21 protein-coding genes are annotated in these 23,126 nt (G+C 56.5%); 10 read left to right on the top strand and 11 right to left on the bottom strand.

Annotated elements, in window-relative coordinates; genetic code table 11:
* Window positions 1-22: 22 nt before the first annotated feature.
* The 7 genes from NE851_RS14065 to NE851_RS14035 all read right to left on the bottom strand — a co-directional run bounded on the left by NE851_RS14065 (window position 23) and on the right by NE851_RS14035 (window position 8,454).
* Window positions 23-796, bottom strand: coding sequence for a class I SAM-dependent methyltransferase (locus NE851_RS14065; protein ID WP_254961069.1), 774 nt, complete (start codon window positions 794-796; stop codon window positions 23-25).
* Window positions 793-1,749 (bottom strand): glycosyltransferase family 2 protein, encoded by a 957-nt coding sequence (locus NE851_RS14060; protein WP_097595336.1) that lies wholly within the window; start codon window positions 1,747-1,749, stop codon window positions 793-795. Before NE851_RS14060 ends, NE851_RS14065 begins: the two co-directional genes overlap by 4 nt.
* Complete coding sequence (locus NE851_RS14055; RefSeq protein WP_097595337.1) at window positions 1,746-2,567, bottom strand: phytanoyl-CoA dioxygenase family protein; 822 nt, start codon at window positions 2,565-2,567, stop codon at window positions 1,746-1,748. The genes NE851_RS14060 and NE851_RS14055 overlap by 4 nt, the downstream gene beginning before the upstream one ends.
* 2 nt (window positions 2,568-2,569) lie before the next feature.
* On the bottom strand, window positions 2,570-3,280 hold the full coding sequence (locus NE851_RS14050) for a WbqC family protein (RefSeq protein ID WP_097595338.1): 711 nt from the start codon (window positions 3,278-3,280) through the stop codon (window positions 2,570-2,572).
* Between the two features lie 220 nt (window positions 3,281-3,500).
* Complete coding sequence (locus NE851_RS14045) at window positions 3,501-6,197, bottom strand: rhamnan synthesis F family protein (protein WP_097595339.1); 2,697 nt, start codon at window positions 6,195-6,197, stop codon at window positions 3,501-3,503.
* Entirely contained in the window at window positions 6,194-7,126 is a 933-nt protein-coding gene (locus NE851_RS14040) for an NAD-dependent epimerase/dehydratase family protein (RefSeq protein WP_097595340.1), read from the bottom strand. Before NE851_RS14040 ends, NE851_RS14045 begins: the two co-directional genes overlap by 4 nt.
* Window positions 7,126-8,454: a glycosyltransferase family 4 protein gene (locus tag NE851_RS14035; protein ID WP_245450282.1), complete on the bottom strand. Its 1,329-nt coding sequence runs from the start codon at window positions 8,452-8,454 to the stop codon at window positions 7,126-7,128. The genes NE851_RS14040 and NE851_RS14035 overlap by 1 nt, the downstream gene beginning before the upstream one ends.
* 246 nt (window positions 8,455-8,700) lie before the next feature.
* Here NE851_RS14035 and NE851_RS14030 point away from each other — a divergent pair, with 246 nt between their 5' ends.
* The gene (locus tag NE851_RS14030) at window positions 8,701-9,594 is read left to right on the top strand and encodes a glycosyltransferase family 2 protein (protein ID WP_245434937.1); all 894 of its coding nucleotides are present in this window, start codon (window positions 8,701-8,703) and stop codon (window positions 9,592-9,594) included.
* A gap of 459 nt (window positions 9,595-10,053) precedes the next feature.
* Window positions 10,054-11,352, top strand: coding sequence for an O-antigen ligase family protein (locus NE851_RS14025; protein WP_254961063.1), 1,299 nt, complete (start codon window positions 10,054-10,056; stop codon window positions 11,350-11,352).
* 145 nt (window positions 11,353-11,497) lie between these two features.
* Here the strand turns inward: NE851_RS14025 and NE851_RS14020 are convergent, their stop codons facing one another.
* Window positions 11,498-12,409, bottom strand: coding sequence for a glycosyltransferase family 2 protein (locus tag NE851_RS14020; RefSeq protein ID WP_097595369.1), 912 nt, complete (start codon window positions 12,407-12,409; stop codon window positions 11,498-11,500).
* 381 nt (window positions 12,410-12,790) lie between these two features.
* Here NE851_RS14020 and rfbC point away from each other — a divergent pair, with 381 nt between their 5' ends.
* The 6 genes from rfbC to NE851_RS13990 all read left to right on the top strand — a co-directional run bounded on the left by rfbC (window position 12,791) and on the right by NE851_RS13990 (window position 19,278).
* Entirely contained in the window at window positions 12,791-13,357 is a 567-nt protein-coding gene (gene rfbC / locus NE851_RS14015; RefSeq protein ID WP_097595342.1) for a dTDP-4-dehydrorhamnose 3,5-epimerase, read from the top strand.
* 13 nt (window positions 13,358-13,370) lie between these two features.
* Window positions 13,371-14,426, top strand: a complete 1,056-nt coding sequence (gene rfbB, locus NE851_RS14010; protein WP_254961060.1) for a dTDP-glucose 4,6-dehydratase — start codon at window positions 13,371-13,373, stop codon at window positions 14,424-14,426.
* 1 nt (window position 14,427) lies between these two features.
* Window positions 14,428-15,321 carry a dTDP-4-dehydrorhamnose reductase gene (gene rfbD / locus NE851_RS14005; RefSeq protein WP_097595344.1) on the top strand — a complete coding sequence of 298 codons (894 nt, stop codon included), beginning with the start codon at window positions 14,428-14,430 and terminating at the stop codon, window positions 15,319-15,321.
* On the top strand, window positions 15,318-16,181 hold the full coding sequence (gene rfbA, locus NE851_RS14000) for a glucose-1-phosphate thymidylyltransferase RfbA (RefSeq protein ID WP_097595346.1): 864 nt from the start codon (window positions 15,318-15,320) through the stop codon (window positions 16,179-16,181). The genes rfbD and rfbA overlap by 4 nt, the downstream gene beginning before the upstream one ends.
* A gap of 205 nt (window positions 16,182-16,386) precedes the next feature.
* Window positions 16,387-17,811, top strand: coding sequence for a phosphomannomutase (locus NE851_RS13995; protein WP_254961058.1), 1,425 nt, complete (start codon window positions 16,387-16,389; stop codon window positions 17,809-17,811).
* Between the two features lie 39 nt (window positions 17,812-17,850).
* Window positions 17,851-19,278 (top strand): mannose-1-phosphate guanylyltransferase/mannose-6-phosphate isomerase, encoded by a 1,428-nt coding sequence (locus NE851_RS13990; protein WP_047611554.1) that lies wholly within the window; start codon window positions 17,851-17,853, stop codon window positions 19,276-19,278.
* A 112-nt stretch (window positions 19,279-19,390) separates the two neighbouring features.
* Here NE851_RS13990 and NE851_RS13985 read toward each other — a convergent pair whose 3' ends face one another.
* Genes NE851_RS13985 through NE851_RS13975 form a run of 3 tightly spaced genes read right to left on the bottom strand, consistent with a single transcriptional unit; the run spans window position 19,391 to window position 21,380 of the window.
* Window positions 19,391-20,194, bottom strand: coding sequence for an anti-sigma factor family protein (locus tag NE851_RS13985; RefSeq protein ID WP_254961056.1), 804 nt, complete (start codon window positions 20,192-20,194; stop codon window positions 19,391-19,393).
* Window positions 20,191-20,796 (bottom strand): RNA polymerase sigma factor, encoded by a 606-nt coding sequence (locus tag NE851_RS13980; RefSeq protein ID WP_097595587.1) that lies wholly within the window; start codon window positions 20,794-20,796, stop codon window positions 20,191-20,193. The genes NE851_RS13985 and NE851_RS13980 overlap by 4 nt, the downstream gene beginning before the upstream one ends.
* Window positions 20,797-20,843: 47 nt before the next feature.
* Window positions 20,844-21,380: a tetratricopeptide repeat protein gene (locus NE851_RS13975; protein WP_097595586.1), complete on the bottom strand. Its 537-nt coding sequence runs from the start codon at window positions 21,378-21,380 to the stop codon at window positions 20,844-20,846.
* A gap of 168 nt (window positions 21,381-21,548) precedes the next feature.
* On the opposite strand from NE851_RS13975, the gene NE851_RS13970 reads away from it, so the two are divergent.
* Window positions 21,549-22,601: a type III polyketide synthase gene (locus NE851_RS13970; RefSeq protein ID WP_097595584.1), complete on the top strand. Its 1,053-nt coding sequence runs from the start codon at window positions 21,549-21,551 to the stop codon at window positions 22,599-22,601.
* Window positions 22,598-23,101 carry an isoprenylcysteine carboxyl methyltransferase family protein gene (locus NE851_RS13965; RefSeq protein ID WP_097595582.1) on the top strand — a complete coding sequence of 168 codons (504 nt, stop codon included), beginning with the start codon at window positions 22,598-22,600 and terminating at the stop codon, window positions 23,099-23,101. The genes NE851_RS13970 and NE851_RS13965 overlap by 4 nt, the downstream gene beginning before the upstream one ends.
* Window positions 23,102-23,126: the final 25 nt, after the last annotated feature.

Genomic DNA, 23,126 nt, shown 5'->3' with positions numbered 1-23,126 from the left:
CCGTCCTTTCCTGACACCGTACTCAACGCGAGATTGGCCTCGCCTCAAAATAGAGAACAAGCGACCTGTCGGTGGGGCCCAGCACCTTCTGAAGGAGGTGCAATGGATACATGGTGTACTGATTGAGAATCAACGAGAAAATCGACGGAAAAGTAGTCTTAAATTTGACATTTCGCCGACCAGATTCTTTGGTCTGCTCCAGTTTCGATAGGCTGACTTTTGCCCCTTCCTGCTTCGTCACGAGGTAGTTGGAGACCGGCAGCAACAGGTTTGAAACGGGGAATGTTAGGCCTTTGAGGTCCTGTAGCGACCAGCCGCATGTTCGTGTGATAGCTTCGATCCGATCTGGCGTATATCGGCGGAAATGGCCTGCAATATCGTCCTCAATCCCCCAATAACGAGGGCCGGCCGGAACGATGCCGATAAGAGTTCCGGCCTTGTGCTCTAGATTGGCGCGTGACTTCTGCATGAAGAGCGCTTCGTCCTCGTCGCTCAAATGCTCCATGACCATCGATGATATGACGATATCGACGTCTGCTGTCTCCGATCGGACGTAATCGGAATTCATCAGCGCTAGGCGACCCTCAACAATTGGGTCCGCGAAACGCTCTTTCAGCCTTGCCGTAGTATCCGCGTCGAACTCGTAGACCGATCCGATCCATCCCCGGGAAAGCAAGAGGCTCGTAATTTCACCGTTCCCCGCGCCGATCTCAATAAAGCGCCCCGGCTGCAACCTTCCCAGACGCTCCGAAAGATACATTAGCTGGAGGATCGTACCGGGCGGAAGCGCCTTCATTTCTCGACATGCTCCAGAACAAGGTCCACCTCATAAAGGGGACGCTCTTTCACCTGATCGAAGATCTTACCAACATAGAGTCCCAGAACGCCAAGAGAAATCAGAATTGCTCCGGTGCACGTCAGCATTGCCACAAAGAGACTCGTCCACCCCGGGGATGATCCGTAGAAAAAATAGCTACATACAAAGTATACGCTCGAAATGAGCCCAACAAGAGAAAATGTCAACCCGGTTGTTACGATCCACTTGAGTAGGTCGGTAGACTGGAAGAAAATTCCATCCATGGCATGCCGTATGAGTTTTGACAAAGAATAGGAACTCTTTCCGGCGAAACGTTGGTTATGATCGTATTCAACAGTTCCAGCATTGAAACCGAGCCAACCAAGGATGAATAGATAGTGCCGCTCCCTCTCGCTGAAGCGCAGAAACGCATTAATCACCTTGCGTGACAGGATCGAAAACGTGCCGAAAGAGCTATCGAAGGATGCTTTCTGCAAACGCCCCATTAGAAAAAAATAGGCTTTGGCGCCAATGAGACGGCCGGCAGAATGGCTGCGGCTCACTCGTTTGGCGAGCACGAAATCGTAACCTTCCTTTATCTTGGCGTATAGATCGGGGATCCGCTCAGGCGGATCTTGCAGGTCGCAGTCCATGACAACCGCATATTCTCCCTTCGCTGCCGCAAGGCCCGCAGATATCGCAATATGCTGTCCGAAATTCCGGCTGAGGCGAATGCCCGTTACCTCCGGGAAATGCTCGTGTGCTGCGACAATTTTTGCCCAGGACTGGTCAGGGCTGCGGTCATCCACCAATAGGATTTCAAAGGGGACGTGAATGTCCATCAGAGCAAGCCGCACCCGGGCACAAAGCTCTTCAATACAACCGTCGCACCCATACACTGGAACGACAACGCTGATAACAACGCTGCCGTCTGGATCTCTCCCGGACTTCATCCTGCGATACCGAGTTTCGCCGCGCGCGCAGCGCGCCATTCACGGTCGTTCAACGGGACTTCCGAGGTGAAGCCCAATAGCCTCAAGGTGCCTTCGGAAAGCGCGGACCGTTCACTTGCCAACGCCTTCGCAAAATCATACTGCTGCTTCAGTATCGGAACCGTGTACATCTGATTGATAGCGCGGCGAATATTGGGCGAGGAATTTGCACCCGCGCGATGAAAGACCATTGAGTCGAATAGAATCACAGAACCTGCTCGTGCCTCGCCATGCACCCGATTGGCCGCTACATATTGCTCAGATGGCAGATACTCGATTTTGTGGGAGAACGGCAGGAACTGGGTTCCGCCGGTTTGCGCGGAAAAGTCGTCGATTGCGAATAGTGCGTTCACCGAAAGCGGTCGCGAGATGACGAAGTTCTGATAAGGCAGATCCCGGTGCCAGGAACTTTGGTGGTGCTCGATGTTCGGGCGATTAATGATTGCATTCTGAAGATTAAGAATGAACCACTCGCCAAGAAGAGCCCTGACGATTTCCATAATCTTCGGGTGTTCCGCAAGACCGAGAAAATCACGATCATACAAGAGCGGCGCGCGGCAAAGGTCTAGTTCCTTGATCGCAACAAGACGATCTCTGCCGAACTCCTGCTCCTGCTTGGCATAAGTGAGATCGATCCTCTTTCGCCAACCGGACAGCTCGTCGTACGAGAGCACGTCAGGCAAGACAGTGTAGCCGCGGTTCCTGATCTCCTCGACATGAGCCTCGTGGTCGCTGGCAGCTGCGGATCTCGCGACTACACCATACGATTTTTGCTGCATTGTCAGTTGCCCTTTGGTCTCGTTGCTACATACCGCATGAATGCCGGGCTGTCCTTACCGCAATTGAACAACAAGTCCAGAACGGTGACCCCATGCACGAATTCGCCCCAAAGCTGGGAGTATTCTGGATATCCCTGGTAGTCAAACCAACTGAGCTTTAGACCACGGTCGCTAAAGGCTCTCTCCTCAATGTAATCCTTGGCGGCTGGGCCGGAGATGTATTCAGTACCCCCCGCCTGGAGGCAAAGATCGGCCAACCGTTCGGATTTGCCATCAACGAGAAGGTAATCCCAGGAATTAGTTATTGGTGTCGTGATACCAAGATAGCGGCAGACGATTTCGAGGAGTTCGCGATTGAGTGCCGATAGATTTCGGTGATTTTCACGTTGGTAAATGGGTTCTAGAAAGTTGGCAATATCGTCGAAGAAGGGCGCCTTCTTGTAGTTCAGAACAATGGACTTCCAATGTGCGGCGGCCCAATCCCAACCGTCTATCTCCGTTTCCCGGATCGTCTGGTGGTACTTCCCTTTTACTTTTACAGGTACCGTTAGCCAGACGACGCCTTGCGGTGTCTTGATCTGATTGCGATTGCGCCAGTCACGTCGTGTATATTGCATATCGTCATAGAGGATGAATTCGTCCACAGCAGCGATCAAATCAAAATAGCCCTTCCACGGGATATAGTTAGACTGCAGAATCGCGACTTTTTTCATTTCTGTACGTCCTCAAATTTACCGGGCGACGGTTATCGTAAATGCCTATTAGAAGGCAAGCCTCCTCCAACTGACACCACTGCGGTGAATCTGGGTTAGGGTTCATTAGCCGATGATTCCGTGAGGCATTGGGATTTCTGCCTGTCTTGTTGCCCTAAATTCGATACTGCGCTCGTCACGGTGGCGTGGCGTCCGCCAATCGGCATGGTTCGGCGCGCGCCTACCTGTAGAAACCGTCGACCTCAGTAGTCAGCCATTTGAAGCCCTGGTGTTCGCAAATAAAAGGTGTTATGCGCTCCATGGCGTGGAGGATTGTTCCATCATACCCGACGGGCTCGGCCGGGTAGTCGTCCCAGGTCAAACCGGAATTGAAGATTGGCGCAAGTGCCTGAGGCCGTGCGTAGAACATATTGCCGACAGGAAATTCTACCGAGGCCGGCAGCGCTTCGGATACGCCGAGCTTTACACAGAGTTCCTGCGCGGGCAGGTAGTTTTCAGTCCAACCGACGACATTCGGGTCTTCCGGAAAAATCAAGCCGATGTTCTTGTCCTTCTCAAAGGCGAACAGTGTCTCGTCGATTGCTGCGGTCGCGCCCCCGACTAGGTTCTCAAACAAGAACTCTCGCCAGACATCGCCAAATGGCGATACCGCGCGCCCCGCAGAAATCTCAAGACTTTTCTTTCCGTGTATATGCCCGACAATATCGTAGTCTGCCAACATATGACCGAACTCAGTGATCATCGGTCCGAAATCGCGGCCCCTATTGGGAACCTGCTTGATGATCGTCTTACCGCGCTTATAGTGTGCGAGCCTCGCGGATACATAATTTAGGCCTTCCCGCGAAGTAACGCTGATGAGCAAGTCCGGTCTGGCCGAATTGTGCTCAATGCGTTCCAGAATATTATCAAGAACGTCGGGATAGTGAAGGTGGATATGTAGGCCAATTTTCAGATCGTTCGGCGGTAGCCTTGAGCTACCGGACTGCCCAAACCGGAGCACCTGCCTGAACCACGGTCCCTCTGGGCGGCCTGTATCAATCCAGTGCGCCAATGGATTCTGAAATGGAGGCCGGTTCAATTCCGGATGATGCTCAAGGTAAATATGCGGCGAGAAACCCAGCAGCGGCCGGCGGTAGATGCGATCCACACCCTGAACCCCACTGGCAGCAAATCGCAGATATTTGCGCACCCGCTCGTCCTTCGACGAGATCTTTCCCAAGGCGTTCCCCAGGGAAAACTCCGAAAGAACATCCGCCTTTTTCAGTGTTTCGAAGTCCTGTTTTTCCTGATCAGTCATTGAGCGGGCGTCTTTCAGGATCTCAATCAGTCTGCTGACATAACTGCGCATGTCGAAGGCCTCGATAGATACTGCTCTCAAGGAATCACCGATATCCCGTGAAAAATCAGGTTCAGTAGCAAGTCTGGCGAGAATCCCTGCTGCGGCATCGATATCCAGATAAGGTGCGACAAGAGGCTTGAATTGAGGGATATTCTGAAGAAACTCGGCGGTGCCCGAAGCGCCTTCGAAGCAGACAACGGGCATTCCGTGCTGCATGGCATCTATGGTGACATTGGGAAAGGGATCCAGCCTCGAACTCATCATCATCGCGTCGGCGTTCGCATAGAGGTTGTCCAGGCTTTTCGCGTCCACTCCCGGTATGATCGTTACGACATCTTCCAGGCCACTACGCGCAATCTGGTCTCGCAACCAAACGCTGTATGAAAGATCCTTATCAGGATTGTAGCCGTCGCCCACCCAAACGAATCGTGTATTCTCTGGGCCGAGTTTCTGTGCTAGTCGATGAGCGACTGATATGAAGAGGTCGATCCCTTTCCTAATTTGTACAAAACCGCAGCCGATCACCAGAAAACGCTTTTCCGACCTCTGCTTCTCGAGTAGCTGCTCAAGTTGCGCAGAAACCAGGACTTCTCCGTTTTCCGGAATCTTCGATTTGCCCTGCGGCAGAACCATATAGTTCCTAAAATCATTGAACGCTGCGGACTTCCGAGCAGAATTCGCCGTCAAAATCGAAGAGAAAACAACGGTCTGTGAGCCGGTCACCATATCACGAACACGCATCTGCGGGACGACATATTCCGCAAACTCGTGCATAAGGGTCACCGCTGGAACACCAAGTTCCTGCGCAGCGCTGGCAACATTGGCGGCCTCGATGCTGTTTGCCAGCACGTAATCCAAGCCAAACCTTTCTTTGACCGGTCTTAGGACGCGCTCCAGTAACACGCGACTATCGAGACCTGATGCCCCCTCCGGAGTGACGAGCAAGAGCGACGCATGCTCACGGAAGCTTTCAACAAGAACTCCACCTTTTAAAATAACGCTCACGACATTGCAGGTTTCGGCCAGCTGCGCCGATATATTACAGCCAAGAATGGGCGCACCTGTCATGGAAGCTTCGTGTGATACCAATACGACAGTCGGACGGCCTGAAACGAATGCACGCTTTCCCGCCAATGAGAGATCGTCAAAATCCAGAGTTGCCAAGCGCTTCTCGCCTCTTCCATGCCGAAAATAGTGCATCAAAAGCGAAGATTTTAGATCGGCAAGGTCTTGGTAGCCGTGTCGATAGACGAGCGGATCAAACAACGAGCTCGGACGCAGATTGTTTTTTTCACCGTGCTGAAGATAATCGGAGAAGGCGGCATGCGCAGAGTCAAACACCTTACCTGCGGAGTTTTGATAGTAACGCACATCGAAGTAACCGCTTGCGGCGATGTCATTAAGTATAGCGACATCAAACGCTGGCGCCAATCCTGCAATTGCTGACCATCGTCCCTGTCGGTAGCTTTCGAGAAACCGTCGCGATATCTTCATCAGAAGGTTTGAGCGTGAAAGTAGCGCTTTTACCGCCTGCCTTTTTTTCTCATCTCTTTGGAGGCGAACGATGTACCTTCTCACTCGACATTCCCCGATCTCAGCATGGTAATTGTCATGTCTTCCAAGGCCTGCCTAACGGATCGAGGCCTCCAGTCACTGTCTCGGCAAATCCGGTCAATAGAGAGTACGTTTTCGGGTATATCAAACGATCTTTGCGACGTGTAATTAACAGTCGGCAAAATAGACGAAACCTGACTAATGGTTTCTAGGAGCTTTCGAAGTGAAAGACCCTCTCCCGAACCAACATTGTAAATCGGTTTGATACCCTGCGGTGCGGGGGCCATTCGCATGATCGCCACCAGCGCGGAAGAGGCGTCGTCGACGTCGATATAGTCTCTGACGATGCTTCCGTCGCCCCATATCGTAATGGGTTCTCGATGGATTATCTTTCGGGTAAATATCGACGCGGCTCCTTGTAGCTTCGCCGCGGATTGATAGGCCCCGAAGGGATTGCTGAGGCGCGCGATCCTTATGTCAAGATTCGTGCGCGCGCGGAAATTCTGTGCATATTGCTCCGCCGTCGCTTTGGTAATTCCGTAAATGCCAATCGGCCGCAGGGGGTGTTCTTCGGGAATAGGCAGCGTGTCAGCAACACCGTACACCGTACCACCGGAAGAAACAAAGACGACGGGGACAGGCATACTCTTCGATAGCTCCTGGAACAGAGCCAGAGTACCTGCGAGGTTAATCTGTACATCAGAAGCCGGATCACTTTCGGCAGAGCCGGGCGTCGTCGACCATGCCAAGTGAAACACGCCATCTGGCCGCGCCTCAATGATATTGGCAATCGTCGACCGGTCTCTCAAATCATATTCAATCCAATGATGCAAATCACCGTCTTGATGACGCCCGCGGGTTGCTAGGATAACTTCGTCTCCAGCGGCTTGCAGGATGCGCGCGAGGCTCCTCCCCACGAAGCCCGTGCCTCCGGTAATGAGATACCTCGCCATTATTGTTTCCCCGCGAAATTTGCAGAGGTCTTGGCCAGTTCTTCGACGAGGAGCTCGACATACGTCTCCATATCAAAACGCCTGCGAGCTAGGCTTACTGCGCGCAACGACAGTTGGTTCCGCAACTCATGATCGTTGGCAATCTCGAAAATTCGCTCCGCCGCTGTGCCAAAATCAAAATAGGGTACAACGAGTCGCTTGAGGATTTCATCCTCTTCAAAATAACCAGGGAATCCGCTGGCCGCCGCAAAGCAGATGACTGGAACACCCGCGCTCAAGGCATCAATAGCAACATTGGGTAGCGGATCGAGGCGTGAACTCAGGAACATTGCGTCCGCCCGCCTATACAGCTTCGCGAGGTCTTCCGCGGAGAGTGCGGGGACGATGCTAATATCCACACCATGTCCACCACGTTCAATCTGGTCCTTGAGCCAGACGCTCAGAAAATAATCGCGTTCCGGATCATATCCGTCGCCCACCCAGACGAATTTCGCCCGAACGCCGCGAGCCAGAACTTGGGTTGCAGCTGCGATAAACAGATCTACGCCTTTACGCATCTGGACGTGGCCACATCCTATACATAAAAATGAACTTCCGTCTGCCAACTCATTAAGGAGACTGTCCAGCACCGGGGAATGTGGCTCACCGCCGCTTACCGGTACCTCGCACTTCCCCTGAGGAACTATGATCGCATTCGGAAGAGTCATCCCCGATGCATCGCGTGCAGACTTTGCGAGCAGTTCTGAGGAAAATACGATGGTGCCTGCGGAATTAAGTACCTTAAGCAGACGGGGGGGGGAGGTGTATTCAGCGAATTCGTGAATGAGCGCCATCGATGGAATCCCCAGAATGGCCGCTGCGCTGATGGCGATCTCTGACTCTACGCTATTGGCAAGGATAAAATCCGCTTCAAACTTCTCCCGAAGGGGTCCTATCACACGGCGTGCGAAGGCTTCGGGGTTGGCGTTGCCGATGGAGCCGGCAACGGGGACTACAAGTCCCACACTATAGCGAACAAACTCAGCCGCCAGTTTGCCCCCGCAGAGCAAGACACAAACCACATTATGGCTTTGGCTGAGTTGACGTGCTAGATTCCAACCCAAAATGGGGGCGCCGGTGAAACTCCCTTCATGAACACACAGAATAATCGTCTTGCGCGTTGGGTCATAAGTCTTCCCGCCTGCCGTCAGGGGCTTCAAGCGCCATAGCTCTGCGGTATAGGACAATTGCAAAGCAATATTTTTTACAGCCGGTAGTCGCCGCGCCAGCTTGCGCGCTGCGGAAGACAGCAGTGGATGCCGATTAATAAGCGCGAATATCGCATTCATTCTCGTTTTAGATCACCTTTTCTGTGCGCATGGCAAAGCACGCAAATATGCGAGAGCCGCTCGACGCTAGGCCTCATCTTCAGGCGAGATTAGGCAAGCAATGCATTCAGCCACGCTTGCCCTCAATGCAACAAGGAAAAGATACCCGCGCACGCACGCCAGAGCACATAATTGGTTTCAGGACCCGGATCAATATGCTACCGACGGCCGACGTGTTTTTAACCCCGTGGCCAGATGCAAACTTCGTTGACCTCAGCCAAAATCAGCGGCGTGATCGTGAGTTACAATCCCGATATAGACGCATTAAGGCATCTAGTGGCGGCAGTTGCTCCGCAATTGGACCAGCTGTTTATTATCGACAATGGCTCCAATTTCAATGTCGGCAGAAGCATTGACCATTCGATGTGTACCGCGATCATTGAGCTTGGCGACAACTATGGAATCGCACGGGCGCAGAATATCGGCATCGAGCGCGCCCGCTCGAGTGGCTCAAATTTCGTTTTGCTGTTGGATCAGGATAGCATTCCCGCCTCTGATATGGTCGCAAAGCTTCTTGCAGCTGTTTTCGCCAAGCAGGAACAAGGGTACCAAGTAGCTTGCGTCGGACCTCATTATACCGACAGCCGCCAGCGAGATACCGCTCCCTTTATCAGGCTTGAGGGGCTCAAGCTCAAGCGCCAAATGTGTCCCGCATCAAATACGCTCATCGATGTCGATTTTCTGATAGCTTCCGGATGCCTCATCCCCATGCCCACCATCGATGCAGTCGGCATGATGGTCGAGGATATGTTCATCGACTACGTCGATATCGAGTGGGGATTGCGAGCTCAGCAAATGGGATATCGATCCTATGGCGTTTGCGCTGCCACGATGGTACACGCATTGGGCGATGAATCGATTGCGTTTGGAACGCGCCATGTCCCTGTTCACAGTCCATTGCGCCACTATTATCATATCCGCAATGCGATCTGGCTTTGTCGCCAAAAATGGATCCCATCTCAATGGAAGTTCGTACTGATGTGGAGAGTCGCGCGTCAGTTTGCATTCTTCTCCTTGATGACCTCACCAAGGCTGGAGCACGCAAAAATGATGGCACTCGGGTTGCTTCATGGCATGGTCAATCGAATGGGAAGAAGATAACGTGAAGTGTAAACGGCCAAGCGGACCTGCGCTAGAGTCGAATAGCTCTGTCCGTATCATGTCAATCCAGCATTGATGTGGATGTTGGCGCAATGCGATATGCGCTCGATGTTATGGATGCTCATTGGGCCCGGCGCAAAGCTCAAGACGCATCAGCGAAAAGCCGGAGCCGTCGACGCTCTCGGTCGGTGACCGGGCTCCTTCAATCTGAAGGTTTTCGGAGGACAGCGGCCTACCGCTGGTAGGGCATCGGCCATAATCAAATATTCAAATCAAGCGCACCTCAGGCCTGTCCTCTGGCAAGGCTGGACTAATCGTCGCACACGCTTGCCGCCCATCGTTGAACAGAACTACGTCCTTCCAGGCGTCCTGTTGCCGGAATACAACGTTGAATAAAGCCATAGATTGCACCCACATCCACGGCTTGACAGCCATGCGCCTGATCCTTAGCGAGGTAGCATGGACATGACCAGGCCCGGCAAACTGAATTACTTCAGACAACTCAAGATAGCGGTTTTTGATCCCGGGAATGGGCCGTCAGGTGCCCTCGACCGAAACAACCGCATTGTGGTCTTTCTCTTTGCACTCCTTCCGGGACTTTCGCCGAACTTTAACTCCTTCATCCTCCTCGCGTCCATGGTGTGGGGACTCTACTGTCTAGCGACAGGCCGCCTTCGATTGAACCTGTCGAGATCCGACCGGCTGGTTACCATCGGCATGTCGATCTACCCATTGGCAATGATCGCAAGCATATTCATCAATCCGCCTTACTCCGAGGAACTGGACTGGATATTCCGGCTCCTGCCGTTCTTTTCGGTCTGGCTCATCTTGCCACGGATGCGCCACTCACTCGATGGCCGTCTCGTGCCGCTCTTTATTCTCGGCGCCGGTATCGGCATGATCGTTACCTTTCTTTTCAGTCTGCTGCAGATCATGTTTCTGATGCCGAGGGCAGAGGCGGGAACTTCGAACGCTGCTCTCCTGGGTATCATAGGCGTTCTTTTCGGCGGCATTGCGCTTCTCAACGTTCAATCTCCCAGAAGCGTAGAGCAAAGAATTGCGATATTGGGATACGCTGCGGGTCTAGGCTGCGTGCTGCTTTCGGGAACGCGCTCAGCCTGGCTGGTGATTCCCGTTCATCTCGTCATCTTTCTCTGGTATTTTCGCAAACACAGCTTCCATCTGAGTTTGCGCAGCCTAGCCATTACCGGCTCCCTTCTTTTGGCGGGACTTGTCGCCTTGGGCAGCGGCCAAATCCTCGATCGCATCCAGGCGCTCCAGGGAGATCTGACAACACTCGAAAACAGCGACGGCGAGATCACATCGCTCAGCGCGCGGATGGCTTTGTACAAAGGCGCGCTATCAGCAATCCGTAAGGACCCGTTGACGGGTTATGGCCCGCAAAACCGGATGGCTTCGGTCCTGGCGGAACTTCCCGATAGCATAAGGCCGCAGCTGCCCTTCTCGCATGTCCACAACGGCTTTCTGACCGCGGGGATCGACGCCGGCGTTTTCGGCATTGCAGCGCTTTGCCTCATGCTCATGACGCCCGTGATAGGCGCCTGGAGAAAAGACGCGGGGCCGGGCCGGGACATCTCCATCGCGCTCGCTCTTCTGCTCGTCAGCAGCTACGTCATCACGGGCAGCTTTGGCATCATGTTCAATCAGAAGGCTCTGGATCCGATCTTCGCCTACCTCGTCGCCCTCATTTGTGCGGATCGCGGCAGCACAGGCTTTGCGCCCGTCGTTCGGGGCTAAATCTCGATCCAGTGACTGCTATCGACGTCTCTCGCTCAGAGACAACAAGGCCGATATCGCTGTGCCTTGTAACTTGAACGCGATGTTGCGTTTACCTGCCTCAAGAGGCCTGTTTCCTTGGAAGCCGAAGATAAGGAGGCTACGCCTACAATCTGTTCAGGAGAGCGAGGATGGGAAGAAATTTGGTCTGGAGCGTGCTTTGGCGCTTTATCCCGGTTCGCTTGAGCACCGACAATCTCTCAAAGGGCCAACCACCGTTGCGAGCCCGCTGAAAAGCCTGGAAAGCGGTGCGATTTTCGGGGGTAAGACGATCCTCGAAGGTCTTGATCGCCTCTTCGTGAGCCGTGTTCCACGCACGCCATTGCCCCCGGAAAGCCATCCACAATCTAGCGACTTGCATTGAGATACCGTTGTTGGCACCAACCAGGTTGGTGGCGTGCTGACGGTATTTCAACCCCGGTTCCGAATCGTATCTGACCACGCCGCCGCAGCCTGCCACAACAATATAGAACCACCAGTCGTGGGAAATGAGACGTGTTTTCGGCAATGTGTTGACCACAAGATCCCTTGCCGCCTGATTGAACATCATGGTGTTGCCTCCACCGATGCTCTGGACTAGGGCGTTGCGAAAACTTGGTTCGAGTTTGAACTCGGGCGACATGCCTGCATGATTGAGTTGTTCATCGACAATTTCGGTCCGAGCGAAATAAACTGCCGGTGTGCCAGGGTCGATCCGCGACAGCCAGTCGAACGCACGTTCGAGTTTGTCCGGATACCAAATGTCATCCTGGTCGCAGAACGCATAAGCGTCAGCACTTTTGAGATTCGAAAGGTTGTTGAGGAAGTTACCGCAAAAGCCGAGATTGACGGGATTTCGTATCAAGCGGAAGCGCGCATCCTTTGCAACCAGAGCTTCGAGCATTTCGACGGTACCATCCGTTGAGCCGTCGTCGAAGAACGTCACATGCCAGTCGGTGAGCGTCTGCGCCTCAATGGATGCAATCTGCTCCCGAAGATAGCGCATTCCATTATAGGTCGCGCAAAGAATTTCTATCAACTGAATAACTCCGATCCAGCTCTTATAACGGGGCGCCCGGCGATTTGTCGATCCGCTGTTTCACCACACATATCGCAATCCCATGCGGCCGATGCCTGTGCCAGCGTGCGCCATAAAGCATGATCGTCACCTCTGCCAAGCGCCAATTGAAATTCAAAGCATGTCGGGAGTGAATTCTCGCTGGCAGCAGCGGTTATGCCACTCCAAAGGCACCTTGCCGTCTCGGATAGAGGCGAGCCGGCACCTTTCACGCATCCTTTGGCAGAACCGGATTCTCATCTTGCTGTCCAGGCCCCGGCGCGGTATGTGCTCAGCAGCACGATTGGCTATATTGCCGGCGTTGGTTGCTGTCACAATTCAGCGATCGAGCCTAATGCAAGGATGTATGCATTGAATGTAGAACAACTGGGGATCGGGGACGTTAAACGGATCACTCCTGCCAGATTCGGTGACTCGAGGGGCTATTTCAGCGAAGTCTTCAAAGATTCCTGGTTCCGCGCGAACGTGGCCGATGTTTCTTTCGTGCAAGATAACGAATCCCTTTCAGCGCAACCGGGCACGGTCCGGGGATTACATTTTCAGCTGTCTCCCTTCGCACAAGGCAAACTCGTGCGGTGCCTACGCGGCGCGCTCCTGGATGTGACGGTCGATATCAGGCATGGCTCTCCGACATACGGAAAATGGGTTTCCGCAGAGCTGTCGCCGGAGAATGGCTCACAGCTTTGGGTGCCGGCGGGATTTGCGCATGGGTTCGTAACTTTGCAACCTGATACGATCATCAGTTATAAGGTAACCGCTCCCTACAGCGCCGAGCATGATCGCGGCGTGCTGTGGAACGATGCCGAGATCGGGATCGAATGGCCGCAGATGGAGGCCTACGTTCTCTCGGATAAGGACAACAAACAGCCGTTGCTTTCCGAACTCCCCGCATATTTTCAATTTTCGTAAAACGGAGGGTCTCATGCGTGTTCTTATAACAGGTGGCGCTGGCTTCATCGGTTCGGCATTGGTGCGCTATCTCGTCAGCGAGATCGGCGCCGACGTCCTCAATATCGACAAGCTGACCTATGCCGGCAATCTCGCCTCGCTGAAAGCGATCGAGAATGCTCCGAACTACAGGTTTCTCAAAGCCGACATTTGCGACAGAAGCAAGGTCAGCAGCGCTTTCGAGGAGTTTCGTCCAGATTACGTCATGCATCTGGCGGCCGAAAGCCACGTTGACCGCTCGATCACCGGGGCGGCGGATTTTATCGAAACGAATATAAACGGCACCTTCAGCATGTTGGAGGCGGCGCGGCAATATTGGCAAGGCCTTCCGGCGGATGAAAAGGCGGCATTCAGGATGCTCCATGTGTCCACCGACGAAGTCTATGGTTCGCTGGGTGAAGACGGGCTTTTTGCCGAGACGACACCTTACGATCCCTCCTCTCCCTACTCCGCGTCCAAGGCAGCCAGCGATCACCTCGCAACGGCGTGGGAGCGGACTTACGGCCTGCCCGTGATCATTTCCAACTGTTCGAACAATTACGGTCCTTTTCATTTCCCGGAAAAGCTCATCCCCCTCATCATCTTGAATGCGCTGGAGCGGAAGCCGTTGCCCGTCTACGGAAGCGGCTCCAACATCCGCGACTGGCTTTATGTCGACGATCACGCACGAGCGCTCTGGCTGATCGTGCAACGGGGCCGTCTTGGCGAAAAATACAATGTCGGCGGGCGCAACGAGCGGCGGAACATCGACGTTGTCCAGCGTGTCTGCGCGATCATGGATGAAGTCCGGCCAGGACGCGCGCCGCATAGCGATCTTATAAGCTACGTTACCGATCGGCCGGGCCACGATGCCCGCTACGCTATCGACGCGACCAAACTCGAGACTGAACTCGGCTGGAAAGCACTGGAGAATTTCGACAGCGGCATCCGCAAGACCGTCGACTGGTATCTGGAAAATGCATGGTGGTGGCAGCCGCTGCGCGAGGGTGTGTATTCGGGTGAACGCCTTGGCGTGTTGAAAAAGGTGTGAGATGCGCATCGCGGTAACAGGCAAGAGCGGCCAGGTCACGTCTGCGTTGCAAGCGCTGAATGCGCCTGACATCGAGGTCATCGCCATCGGCAGGCCCGAGTTGGATTTGCTCGCGCCTTCTATGGTGCGTGAAACCATTGCGAAGCTCAAACCCGACGTCGTCGTCTCGTCGGCCGCCTACACTGCCGTCGACAAAGCCGAAAGCGACGAGGCGGCGGCGTTCGCCATCAATCGAGACGGCGCAGGAGCCATCGCTGCCGCAGCTGCCGAGCTGTCCGTTCCCGTCATCCATCTCTCGACCGATTATGTGTTCGATGGAGACAAGCCCGAACGCTATGTCGAGAGCGACCCGGTCGGACCGGTATCCGTCTACGGAAGATCGAAGCTCGAAGGCGAATATGCGGTTGCCGCAGCCAATGAGAACCATGTGATCCTGCGGACGGCCTGGGTCTATTCGACATTTGGCCATAACTTCGTGAAAACCATGCTCAGGCTTGCGGAGACGCGAGACGAGCTGAGCGTCGTGAGCGACCAACTGGGTTGCCCGACCTCCGCCAACGACATCGCTCAGGCTATCGTCAAGATAGCGGCCAGATTATCAAGCGACTCCAGCCCGGACTTGAGGGGCGTTTTTCATTTGGCAGGCAGCGGCGAAACGAACTGGGCCGAGTTTGCACGATATATACTATCCATTCTCGAGGAAAAGACCGGCAGGCGTGTCACCGTGAGGGACATTGCGACCGCCGACTACCCCACAGCCGCGAAACGGCCCGCCAATTCCCGATTGTGCTGCGATAAGTTGAAGCGCCTTTATGGTGTCAGCATGCCGGCGTGGCAGGTATCAACGCGAGCTGTTGTGATAAAGCTCTTGGAAGAGCCGAAGGAGGCCGTATGAAAGGTATTGTGCTTGCGGGGGGCAGCGGTACTCGCCTGCACCCGATGACCCATTCGGTCTCGAAGCAGTTGCTTCCGATCTATGACAAGCCGATGATCTACTACCCGCTGACCACCTTGATGCTGGCTGGTATAAGGGAGGTTCTGATCATCTCCACCCCGCACGATATGCCGCTTTTTCAGCGGTTACTGGGTGATGGGAGCGACTGGGGCATGTCGCTGAGCTATGCCGTGCAGCCGAGCCCCGATGGACTGGCGCAAGCCTATATTATCGGTGCGGATTTCGTCGCGGGCGGACCATCCTGTCTCATCCTCGGAGACAATATCTACTTCGGCCACGGGCTGCCAGAGCTGCTTGAAGAGGGTGTATCCAAGGGTGATGGCGCGACGGTATTTGCCTATCACGTGCACGATCCCGAGCGTTATGGTGTCGTCGAATTCGGCAGTGATATGACTGCAATTTCGATTGAAGAAAAGCCAGCGAAGCCGAAATCGCACTGGGCTGTCACCGGCCTTTATTTTTACGATGCCGACGTCGTTGATATCGCAGCCAATTTGAAGCCTTCGGCGCGCGGCGAATACGAGATTACCGACGTCAACAGGACATATCTGGAGCGGGGGAAGCTGCGCGTCTCGATGATGGGCCGTGGTTATGCCTGGCTTGACACCGGCACGCCCGAAAGCCTGCTCGAGGCCGGCGAGTTCGTCCGCACGCTTGAAAAACGCCAGGGCTTCAAGATCGCTTGCCCGGAGGAAATTGCGCTGGCCAAAGGCTTCATCACCAAGGAGCACTTTGCCCAGATTGCCGCCAAAGCGGGCAAAGGCGATTATGGCCAATATTTGCGTGGCTTGGTCGATTAAATAGCTGCGATCCGGCGAAATAAAGCATGCCGCACAAAAGTGCGCGGCGGTTTTGCGATAACGCCATGCGGAAAACAATGAGGGCGCGAAGAGCGAATCTGGAAGATTGCAACGCGCTGTATGTGGCGTGGACAATTGCCTTAGCCACACGTCGGCAGGCGGCCTGAGTAGAAACTTGATCGTGCAATCGGAGCCATGTCTTCCTATGAAATTCGGCACGAGCGGCCTTCGCGGACTTTCAGTCGATCTCAAGGGACGCGCCTCTGCTCTCTACGCCACCGCGTTCGCCAAATATCTGTTGCAGACCGGCAAGGCGCAGGCCGGCGACGTCATTCTGATCGGCCGTGATTTTCGCGATTCAAGCCCCGAAATTTCGGGAAATTGTGCAGGTGCGCTCGCCGCGCTCGGCTTCCGGATATTCGACTGCGGCAATGTCCCCACACCCGCTCTTGCCCTCTATGGCCTCGAGAGCAACGCCGCATGCCTGATGGTTACGGGCTCGCATATTCCGGCGGACCGCAACGGCATCAAGTTCTATCGTCCCGATGGCGAGATCGACAAATCGGACGAGACGGCAATTACCGCATCGGCGGCCGAGATCGAGCGAAGCGGTGAAGCGGTGACGCAGGCGCCGGCCGAGACGGAGGATCATGAAGCGATATGTCGGCAGCTCTTTTTTGAACGCAATGCCGCCCTGCTTCCGCAAGGCGCGCTGTCCGGCCTGAAGATCGGCGTCTACCAGCACAGCACCGTCGCCCGCGATCTGCTGGTTGACGTTCTCGCTCATTACGGCGCTGAGATTACCGCTCTCGGACGTTCGGAGAGTTTCATCCCCGTCGATACCGAGGCTGTTTCCGACGAGACGATCACGCTGATGAAGCGCTGGGTGTCCGAGCACAAGTTCGATGCAATCGTCTCGACCGATGGCGACGGCGATCGTCCGCTGGTCGCTGACGAAACCGGCGCCCCCTTGCGCGGCGACCTTCTCGGCCTTGTGGCAGCCAATTTCTTGCGCGCCGGGACGGTGGTGACACCGGTTACGTCAAATTCCGGCATCGAGGCCGCAGGCTCTTTCGCCGTCAGGCGCACCCGCGTCGGCTCGCCCTTCGTCATATCCGGTATGGAAGAGGCCGTAGCGGCCGGCGAAGATCATGTCATGGGCTTTGAAGCCAATGGCGGGCTGCTGACAGCAACCCCTTTCGATATCAACGGCAGAGCCGTGCGCGCCTTGCCGACGCGTGATTGTTTTGTCCCGATGCTCGCAATCCTGTCGCTCGCCGCTATCCGCCGGCAGCCGCTCTCAGCCATTGCCGCCTCCTATCACCTGCCCTTTGCCGCAGCCGATCGGCTGGAGAATTTTCCGGTGGAGACGAGCGCGGCACTGATGGAGCATCTGCGCGCCTCGGAAGAAAATCTCCGGGCTTTCCTGCAGCCGATCGGCGAGGTGGCCGCGAAATCCGATATCGACGGACTTCGGGTGACGCTAGGAGACGGCGGGATCATTCACTTCCGCCCATCCGGCAATGCGCCTGAGATGCGCTGCTACGTGGAGGCCGGCAGCGAAGCTGCAGCCCTGGACTTGCTGAAGACAGGGCTCAATCGAATAAGAGACTGGGCAGGCGCCCGGTAACATGTGACGAACAAGCCGTTTATCTCAAGGAACCCGCCTATGACGCAGAAAATCGTTCCCGTGATCATGGCCGGCGGCAAAGGCACGCGGCTCTGGCCGCTTTCCCGTGCCACCGCACCGAAACAATTCATCCAGTTCGTCGGCGACAAGACGTTGTTTCAGGAAACTCTCGAACGCGTTTCCGATCCCGAACTCTATGAAGCCCCGATCGTCGTCACCAATGAGGAATTCCGCTTCCTGGTCGCCGAACAGGCTCGCGAGCGCGCCATCCCGCTCGCAGCGATCCTGCTCGAACCGGTCGCCCGCAACACAGCCGCAGCGGTGGCCGCGGCCGCAACGCTTGCAGCTGACCTCTTTGGCAAGCACACCATCATCCAGATGCTCGCCTCGGATCACGAGATCCTCGCCGACAAGAGCTATTTCGATTGCATCCGCATCGCCCGCGACGCCGCTGCCGACGGCAAGCTCGTAACCTTCGGCATCACGCCGACGGAGCCAGCGACGGGTTACGGCTATATCGAGATCGGCGATGCCCTCGAAAACGGCGCGCACAAGGTCGTCCGCTTCGTGGAGAAGCCGGCATTGGAAACGGCCGAACGGATGCTCGCCGACGGCGGCTTCTACTGGAATTCAGGCATCTTCATGTTCCCGGTGGCGGAGCTCATCGCCGAACTGCAGGAATATGCGCCCGATGTGCTGAAGGCGGCCAGCAAGGCCGTTTCGAAAGCAAGCCGCGACCTCGATTTCACCCGCCTCGACGCCGACCATTTCGCCAAGAGCCCCGATATCTCCATAGACTATGCGATCATGGAAAAAACGTCCAAGGCGGCTGTCGTCCCCTCACCGTTCAAATGGTCGGACATGGGTAGCTGGGATGCCGTCTGGAAATCAGGCGCACGCGACGACAACGGCAACGTCGCCGCCGCCAACACCACCGTCGTCAATACCCGCAACTCGCTCGTCATGACCCATGGCGTGCATCTTGCCGTCCAGGGCATGGATGATGTCGCCGTCATCGCCAGCGAAGACGCCGTCTATGTCGGGCCGCTCAAAGACAGCCAGAATGTCGGGCAATTGGTCAAGATGCTGGCCTCTAAGTCCGCCACGGCGAAATTCGCCGAAACCCATCCGACATCCTACCGTCCCTGGGGCGGCTATACCTCCATCTTCAACGGCGATCGTTTCCAGGTGAAGCGCATCTTCGTCACGCCGGGCAAGAAGCTCTCGCTGCAAAAACACCACCATCGCTCCGAACACTGGGTCGTCGTCAAGGGAACGGCCGAGGTGACAGTCGGCGAGACCGTGCGGATGCTGCGCGAGAACGAGAGCGTCTATATTCCGCTCGGCGAAGTTCATCGTCTCGCCAATCCCGGCAAGATCGTCCTCGAACTCATCGAGGTGCAGACCGGCTCCTATCTCGGCGAAGACGACATCATCCGTATCGTCGATGAGTTCGGAAGAACGTGAAATCGCAGCCGCAGCCGCTGGTCGGAGTTCTCGTAGAATGGGCGCCCGAAAGACATGACCGCGCACGGCGAACCGGCCCGCACAATCCACAGGACGGGCTTCCACATAGAGGTCAGGCTGAAAGTCTCCGCCTGACGTCCTCTCCTAACTCCTTCATGCGGTCGGCCGGAATGCGGCCGATCAGCATGAAGGCGTGCGTCGCATTCGACCAATAGATCACATTCATCCCCTTGCGGCTTTCGAGATCCGGCGCCTTCGGCCCGGCATCCGACGTGACGATGCACAGCGCCATCGGGCCGGTTTCAGGGTCGAGATAGGCGATCTGGGCGAGCGGTTTGCCGTCATATTGCAGGAGCAGAGCGCGTTTGAAATCGATGCCCGGAAGCGCGACGGCTTCGGGGGAGAGCGAGAGGCCAAGTTTCTCGTCAAGCGGGCCGAGCTGGGCGGCTTGGGCCTCCTTGGCAGGCACCGGGCCGGCCAGGGTTTCCGGGGTATAGAGCGAGATATAGTCGGCGACCACGCTGCGCCATTCGCTGTTTTCATCCTTTACCGAAAGGCGTGCGCCGATGCCGATGACGGCGCGGTCGATCGCGATGCCGGCAATGATCGAGGCGGCGAGCGCGCCGAGGAACCGGCGACGGCTGGCGAATGTCAGTGCAGAAGCGGATTTTGCGCGCTGCTGCGCCGGGATGGCGGCGAGCATCGTCTCCAGCTTCTGACGCGGGGCTTCGGCGAGCTGCGGGGCGAAGGCCTGCTTGAACGGCAGGCTGGCGCGCGCCAGGAATTCCAGCCGTTCGGCGACGTGTTCATCTTCGCTGACGAGGGCTTCGATGCGCGCAGCCTCTTCGGCCGTCAGTTCGCCGTCGATGAAGGCGGTCAGGTCCTCGTCGGAGGGAATGGTGTGTTTGGTGTTCATTGCCGTCCCCCTTCCGATCCGGCGCCGGAGAGCTTGGCGCGGGCAGCCGCCAGCCGGCTCATCACGGTTCCGATCGGGATATCCAATATGCCTGCAACCTCGCGATAGGAAAGTCCTTCCACATAAGCGAGGAAAACCACCGTCCGCTGCGCCTCGGGCAGTGCGTTCACCTGTCTCAACACCTGACCCGCCATCACATGCGTTTCGGTGTCGTGGGCGCCGTCGAAGGTCAGCGTCTCCCCGGCATCGACGAAACCCTGGCCTTGGCGCACCCGGCGAGAGCGGATCTCGTTCAGCCAGATCGAATGCAGGATCGAAAACAGCCAGCGGTCAAGCCGGGTGCCGGGGATGAACTGGTCGGCGCGCTCCAGTGCGCGAAGGCAGGTCGCCTGCACCAGATCGTCGGCGACATCGCGCTGATGCGAGAGAACGAGACCATAACGCCAGAGCCTTGCCAGATTTTCCGTCAGGCCGCTCCTGATATCCGCTTCACTCGCGATGGCCGCCTCCGCCGATCCAACATCTTTCGGAACCGCCGGATGAACCGGCGATTCCATTCTCGCGCGACTATAGGCAGGAAAGTGTGTGCGCGCGACCGACATTCTTCCATCCCTTCCGTGCTTCCATCTTCCTGCCCCTGGCTTCCCAATCAGATCTTCGAGGGGTTGAGGATCGCGGCGTTCAGATCCTGATATTCCTCGCAAGTGGTGCCGCAGATCGCCTTGATTGACTTCAACTGCTCCTTGGCGAGATCGAGCTGGCCCTTGATCACATAGGCTTCGCCAAGATATTCGCGGACCTTGGCATATTGCGGGTCCATCTTCACCGACTGCAGGTAGTAGGAGATGCCTTCGTCGGTACGGCCGAGCTTGCGGGTGGCATAACCGCGATAATTCAGCACTTCGGCCGTCTTCTGATCCTTGACCGTGTCGAGCACGGCAAGCGCCTCCTCATAGCGGCCGGCCTTGGCCAGCGAATAGGCATAGTCGGCACGGTTCTCGTCTGAGACGTTGGCGCTCTGCTGCTTGACGCATTTCTTGGCCTTCTGGTCGTAGATCTCGCCCTTCTTGCAGGTGGGCGTGGTGCTATTGTCATCGCCGACGGCAAAGACCGGACCGGAGAGAACAGAAGCGGCAAGGCAGCCGCCGACAAGGATGGAAGCGATACGGGCTGTCATGATCGTCATGGGGGAAATTCCTCTAGAAGTGACGTTGCGAGGAGAGAACACCGCTGCATCTGGCTTTATTCGCCAACGTCTCCATTTTCTCCATCACTGCTTCGTGAAGCCGACGAGGCCGAATAAATCGTCGGGCCGCGTGTTTTCCGTTCCGCCGGGAACGACAAGGAGAATTCCGTGACCGATACCGTGAAACTCGTCAGCCTCGCCGTCGCCGCACCCGAACATGTCATTCTCCAAAAACAGGCGCTCGAATCCTCTGCCCGGCTGTTTGCCGACCGTTTCGAGGATTTCCGCCATCTTGCTCGCGTCTTCGACAGCGCCGGCATCATAAAGCGCCATGCGGCGCGGCCGCTTGCCTGGTTCGACGAGCCGCATGGCTGGCAGGACCGGATGCAGGCCTATGCAGAGGTGGCGGGCGGGCTTTTCGTCGAGGCTGCCAGCTCGGCTCTTCGCCAGGCAGGGCTTGAGGCCGGGGATGTCGACTGTGTCGTGACCGTGTCCTCCACCGGTTTTACGACGCCGAGCCTCGATGCGCAGCTTGCCCGCAGGATGGGTTTCCGTGCCGATATCGAGCGCGTGCCGGTCTTCGGGCTCGGTTGTGCGGCCGGCGTGTCGGGTTTTGCGATCGCCGCGCGGCTGGCGCGCAACCGGCCGGGCGCCGTCGTGCTATTCATCTCGATCGAGCTTTGCACGCTGGCCTTCCGGCTGGACGAGCTGACGCGGCCGAACATCATCGCGACAGCGCTTTTCGGCGACGGCGCGGCCGCCTGCGTGCTGCGTGCGGGAGGAGGCGGGCTAGCGGAAGTGGAATCGACCGGCGAACATCTCTTTCCCGACACGCTCGATATCATGGGCTGGAAGATCGACGATGGCGGCTTCGGCATCGTGCTGGCGCAATCGCTGCCGCCCTTTGCGGAGAGAGAGCTCGGCCCGACGGTGACGGCCATTCTGGCGCGCAATGGGCTGAGGCCGGAGGATATCGGCCGCTTCATCTGCCATCCCGGGGGCATGAAAGTGCTGTCCGCGATGGAGAGCGCACTGTCGCTGGTGCCGGGCACACTCGATCACGAGCGCGCCGTGCTTGCCGAATATGGCAACATGTCGTCGCCGACCATCCTGTTCGTGCTGGAGCGGGCGATCCGCGCCGGATTGCCGGAGCGCGCCGCGATGATCGCCATGGGGCCGGGATTTTCGGCGAGCTGCGTAACGCTGCGGAGAGTGGCATGATTTGGCCGTCGATCACGCTTCTGGCCTTCGTGACGCTACAGCGGCTAGGCGAGCTCGTGCTCGCCCAGCGCAACACCGCAGCCCTTCTCGCCAGAGGCGCCAGAGAGGTGGCAGCAGAGCATTATCCCGCCATGGTGGCGCTGCATGCTGGCTGGATCATCGGCCTGTGGCTGCTCGCACCGGGCAGGCCCGTCGAGTTCTTCTGGTTTGTCGTGTTCATGGGGCTGCAGGTGCTGCGGCTCTGGGTGCTGGCGACGCTCAAGGGCCGCTGGACGACACGCATCATTATCCTGCCCGGCGCACCGCTCGTCCGATCCGGGCCCTATCGCTTCCTCAGCCATCCGAACTATGCGATCGTCGTCGGCGAGATCGCCGTCCTTCCCCTCGCCTTCGACCTGCCGTTTTACGCGGCTGTCTTTTCCCTGCTCAACGCGCTTATCCTCCATGTCCGCGTGAAGGCTGAAAATGCCGCACTGAAAAGCGCAATGATTTTGAAATGAATGCGATTTTTCGTTTGCGCCGCAT

Origin of the sequence: Rhizobium anhuiense bv. trifolii, assembly GCF_024346605.1 — a bacterium.
Classification (GTDB): Bacteria; Pseudomonadota; Alphaproteobacteria; order Rhizobiales; family Rhizobiaceae; genus Rhizobium; species Rhizobium anhuiense.
Note: the sequence above shows the minus strand (reverse complement) of the source record. Positions and strands in the feature narration are given on the sequence as shown.

Excerpts from the sequence above, each read along its gene's own strand:
- NE851_RS14065 (WP_254961069.1), bottom strand. The coding sequence starts at position 796 with ATGAAGGCGCTTCCGCCCGGTACGATCCTCCAGCTAATGTATCTTTCG.
- NE851_RS14060 (WP_097595336.1), bottom strand. The coding sequence starts at position 1,749 with ATGAAGTCCGGGAGAGATCCAGACGGCAGCGTTGTTATCAGCGTTGTC.
- rfbC (WP_097595342.1), top strand. The coding sequence starts at position 12,791 with ATGTATGCATTGAATGTAGAACAACTGGGGATCGGGGACGTTAAACGG.
- NE851_RS14040 (WP_097595340.1), bottom strand. The coding sequence starts at position 7,126 with ATGGCGAGGTATCTCATTACCGGAGGCACGGGCTTCGTGGGGAGGAGC.
- rfbD (WP_097595344.1), top strand. The coding sequence starts at position 14,428 with ATGCGCATCGCGGTAACAGGCAAGAGCGGCCAGGTCACGTCTGCGTTG.
- rfbB (WP_254961060.1), top strand. The coding sequence starts at position 13,371 with ATGCGTGTTCTTATAACAGGTGGCGCTGGCTTCATCGGTTCGGCATTG.
- NE851_RS13985 (WP_254961056.1), bottom strand. The coding sequence starts at position 20,194 with ATGAACACCAAACACACCATTCCCTCCGACGAGGACCTGACCGCCTTC.
- NE851_RS13995 (WP_254961058.1), top strand. The coding sequence starts at position 16,387 with ATGAAATTCGGCACGAGCGGCCTTCGCGGACTTTCAGTCGATCTCAAG.
- NE851_RS13965 (WP_097595582.1), top strand. The coding sequence starts at position 22,598 with ATGATTTGGCCGTCGATCACGCTTCTGGCCTTCGTGACGCTACAGCGG.
- NE851_RS13980 (WP_097595587.1), bottom strand. The coding sequence starts at position 20,796 with ATGTCGGTCGCGCGCACACACTTTCCTGCCTATAGTCGCGCGAGAATG.
- NE851_RS13990 (WP_047611554.1), top strand. The coding sequence starts at position 17,851 with ATGACGCAGAAAATCGTTCCCGTGATCATGGCCGGCGGCAAAGGCACG.
- NE851_RS14025 (WP_254961063.1), top strand. The coding sequence starts at position 10,054 with ATGGACATGACCAGGCCCGGCAAACTGAATTACTTCAGACAACTCAAG.
- NE851_RS14055 (WP_097595337.1), bottom strand. The coding sequence starts at position 2,567 with ATGCAGCAAAAATCGTATGGTGTAGTCGCGAGATCCGCAGCTGCCAGC.
- NE851_RS14035 (WP_245450282.1), bottom strand. The coding sequence starts at position 8,454 with ATGAATGCGATATTCGCGCTTATTAATCGGCATCCACTGCTGTCTTCC.
- NE851_RS14050 (WP_097595338.1), bottom strand. The coding sequence starts at position 3,280 with ATGAAAAAAGTCGCGATTCTGCAGTCTAACTATATCCCGTGGAAGGGC.
- NE851_RS13975 (WP_097595586.1), bottom strand. The coding sequence starts at position 21,380 with ATGACGATCATGACAGCCCGTATCGCTTCCATCCTTGTCGGCGGCTGC.
- rfbA (WP_097595346.1), top strand. The coding sequence starts at position 15,318 with ATGAAAGGTATTGTGCTTGCGGGGGGCAGCGGTACTCGCCTGCACCCG.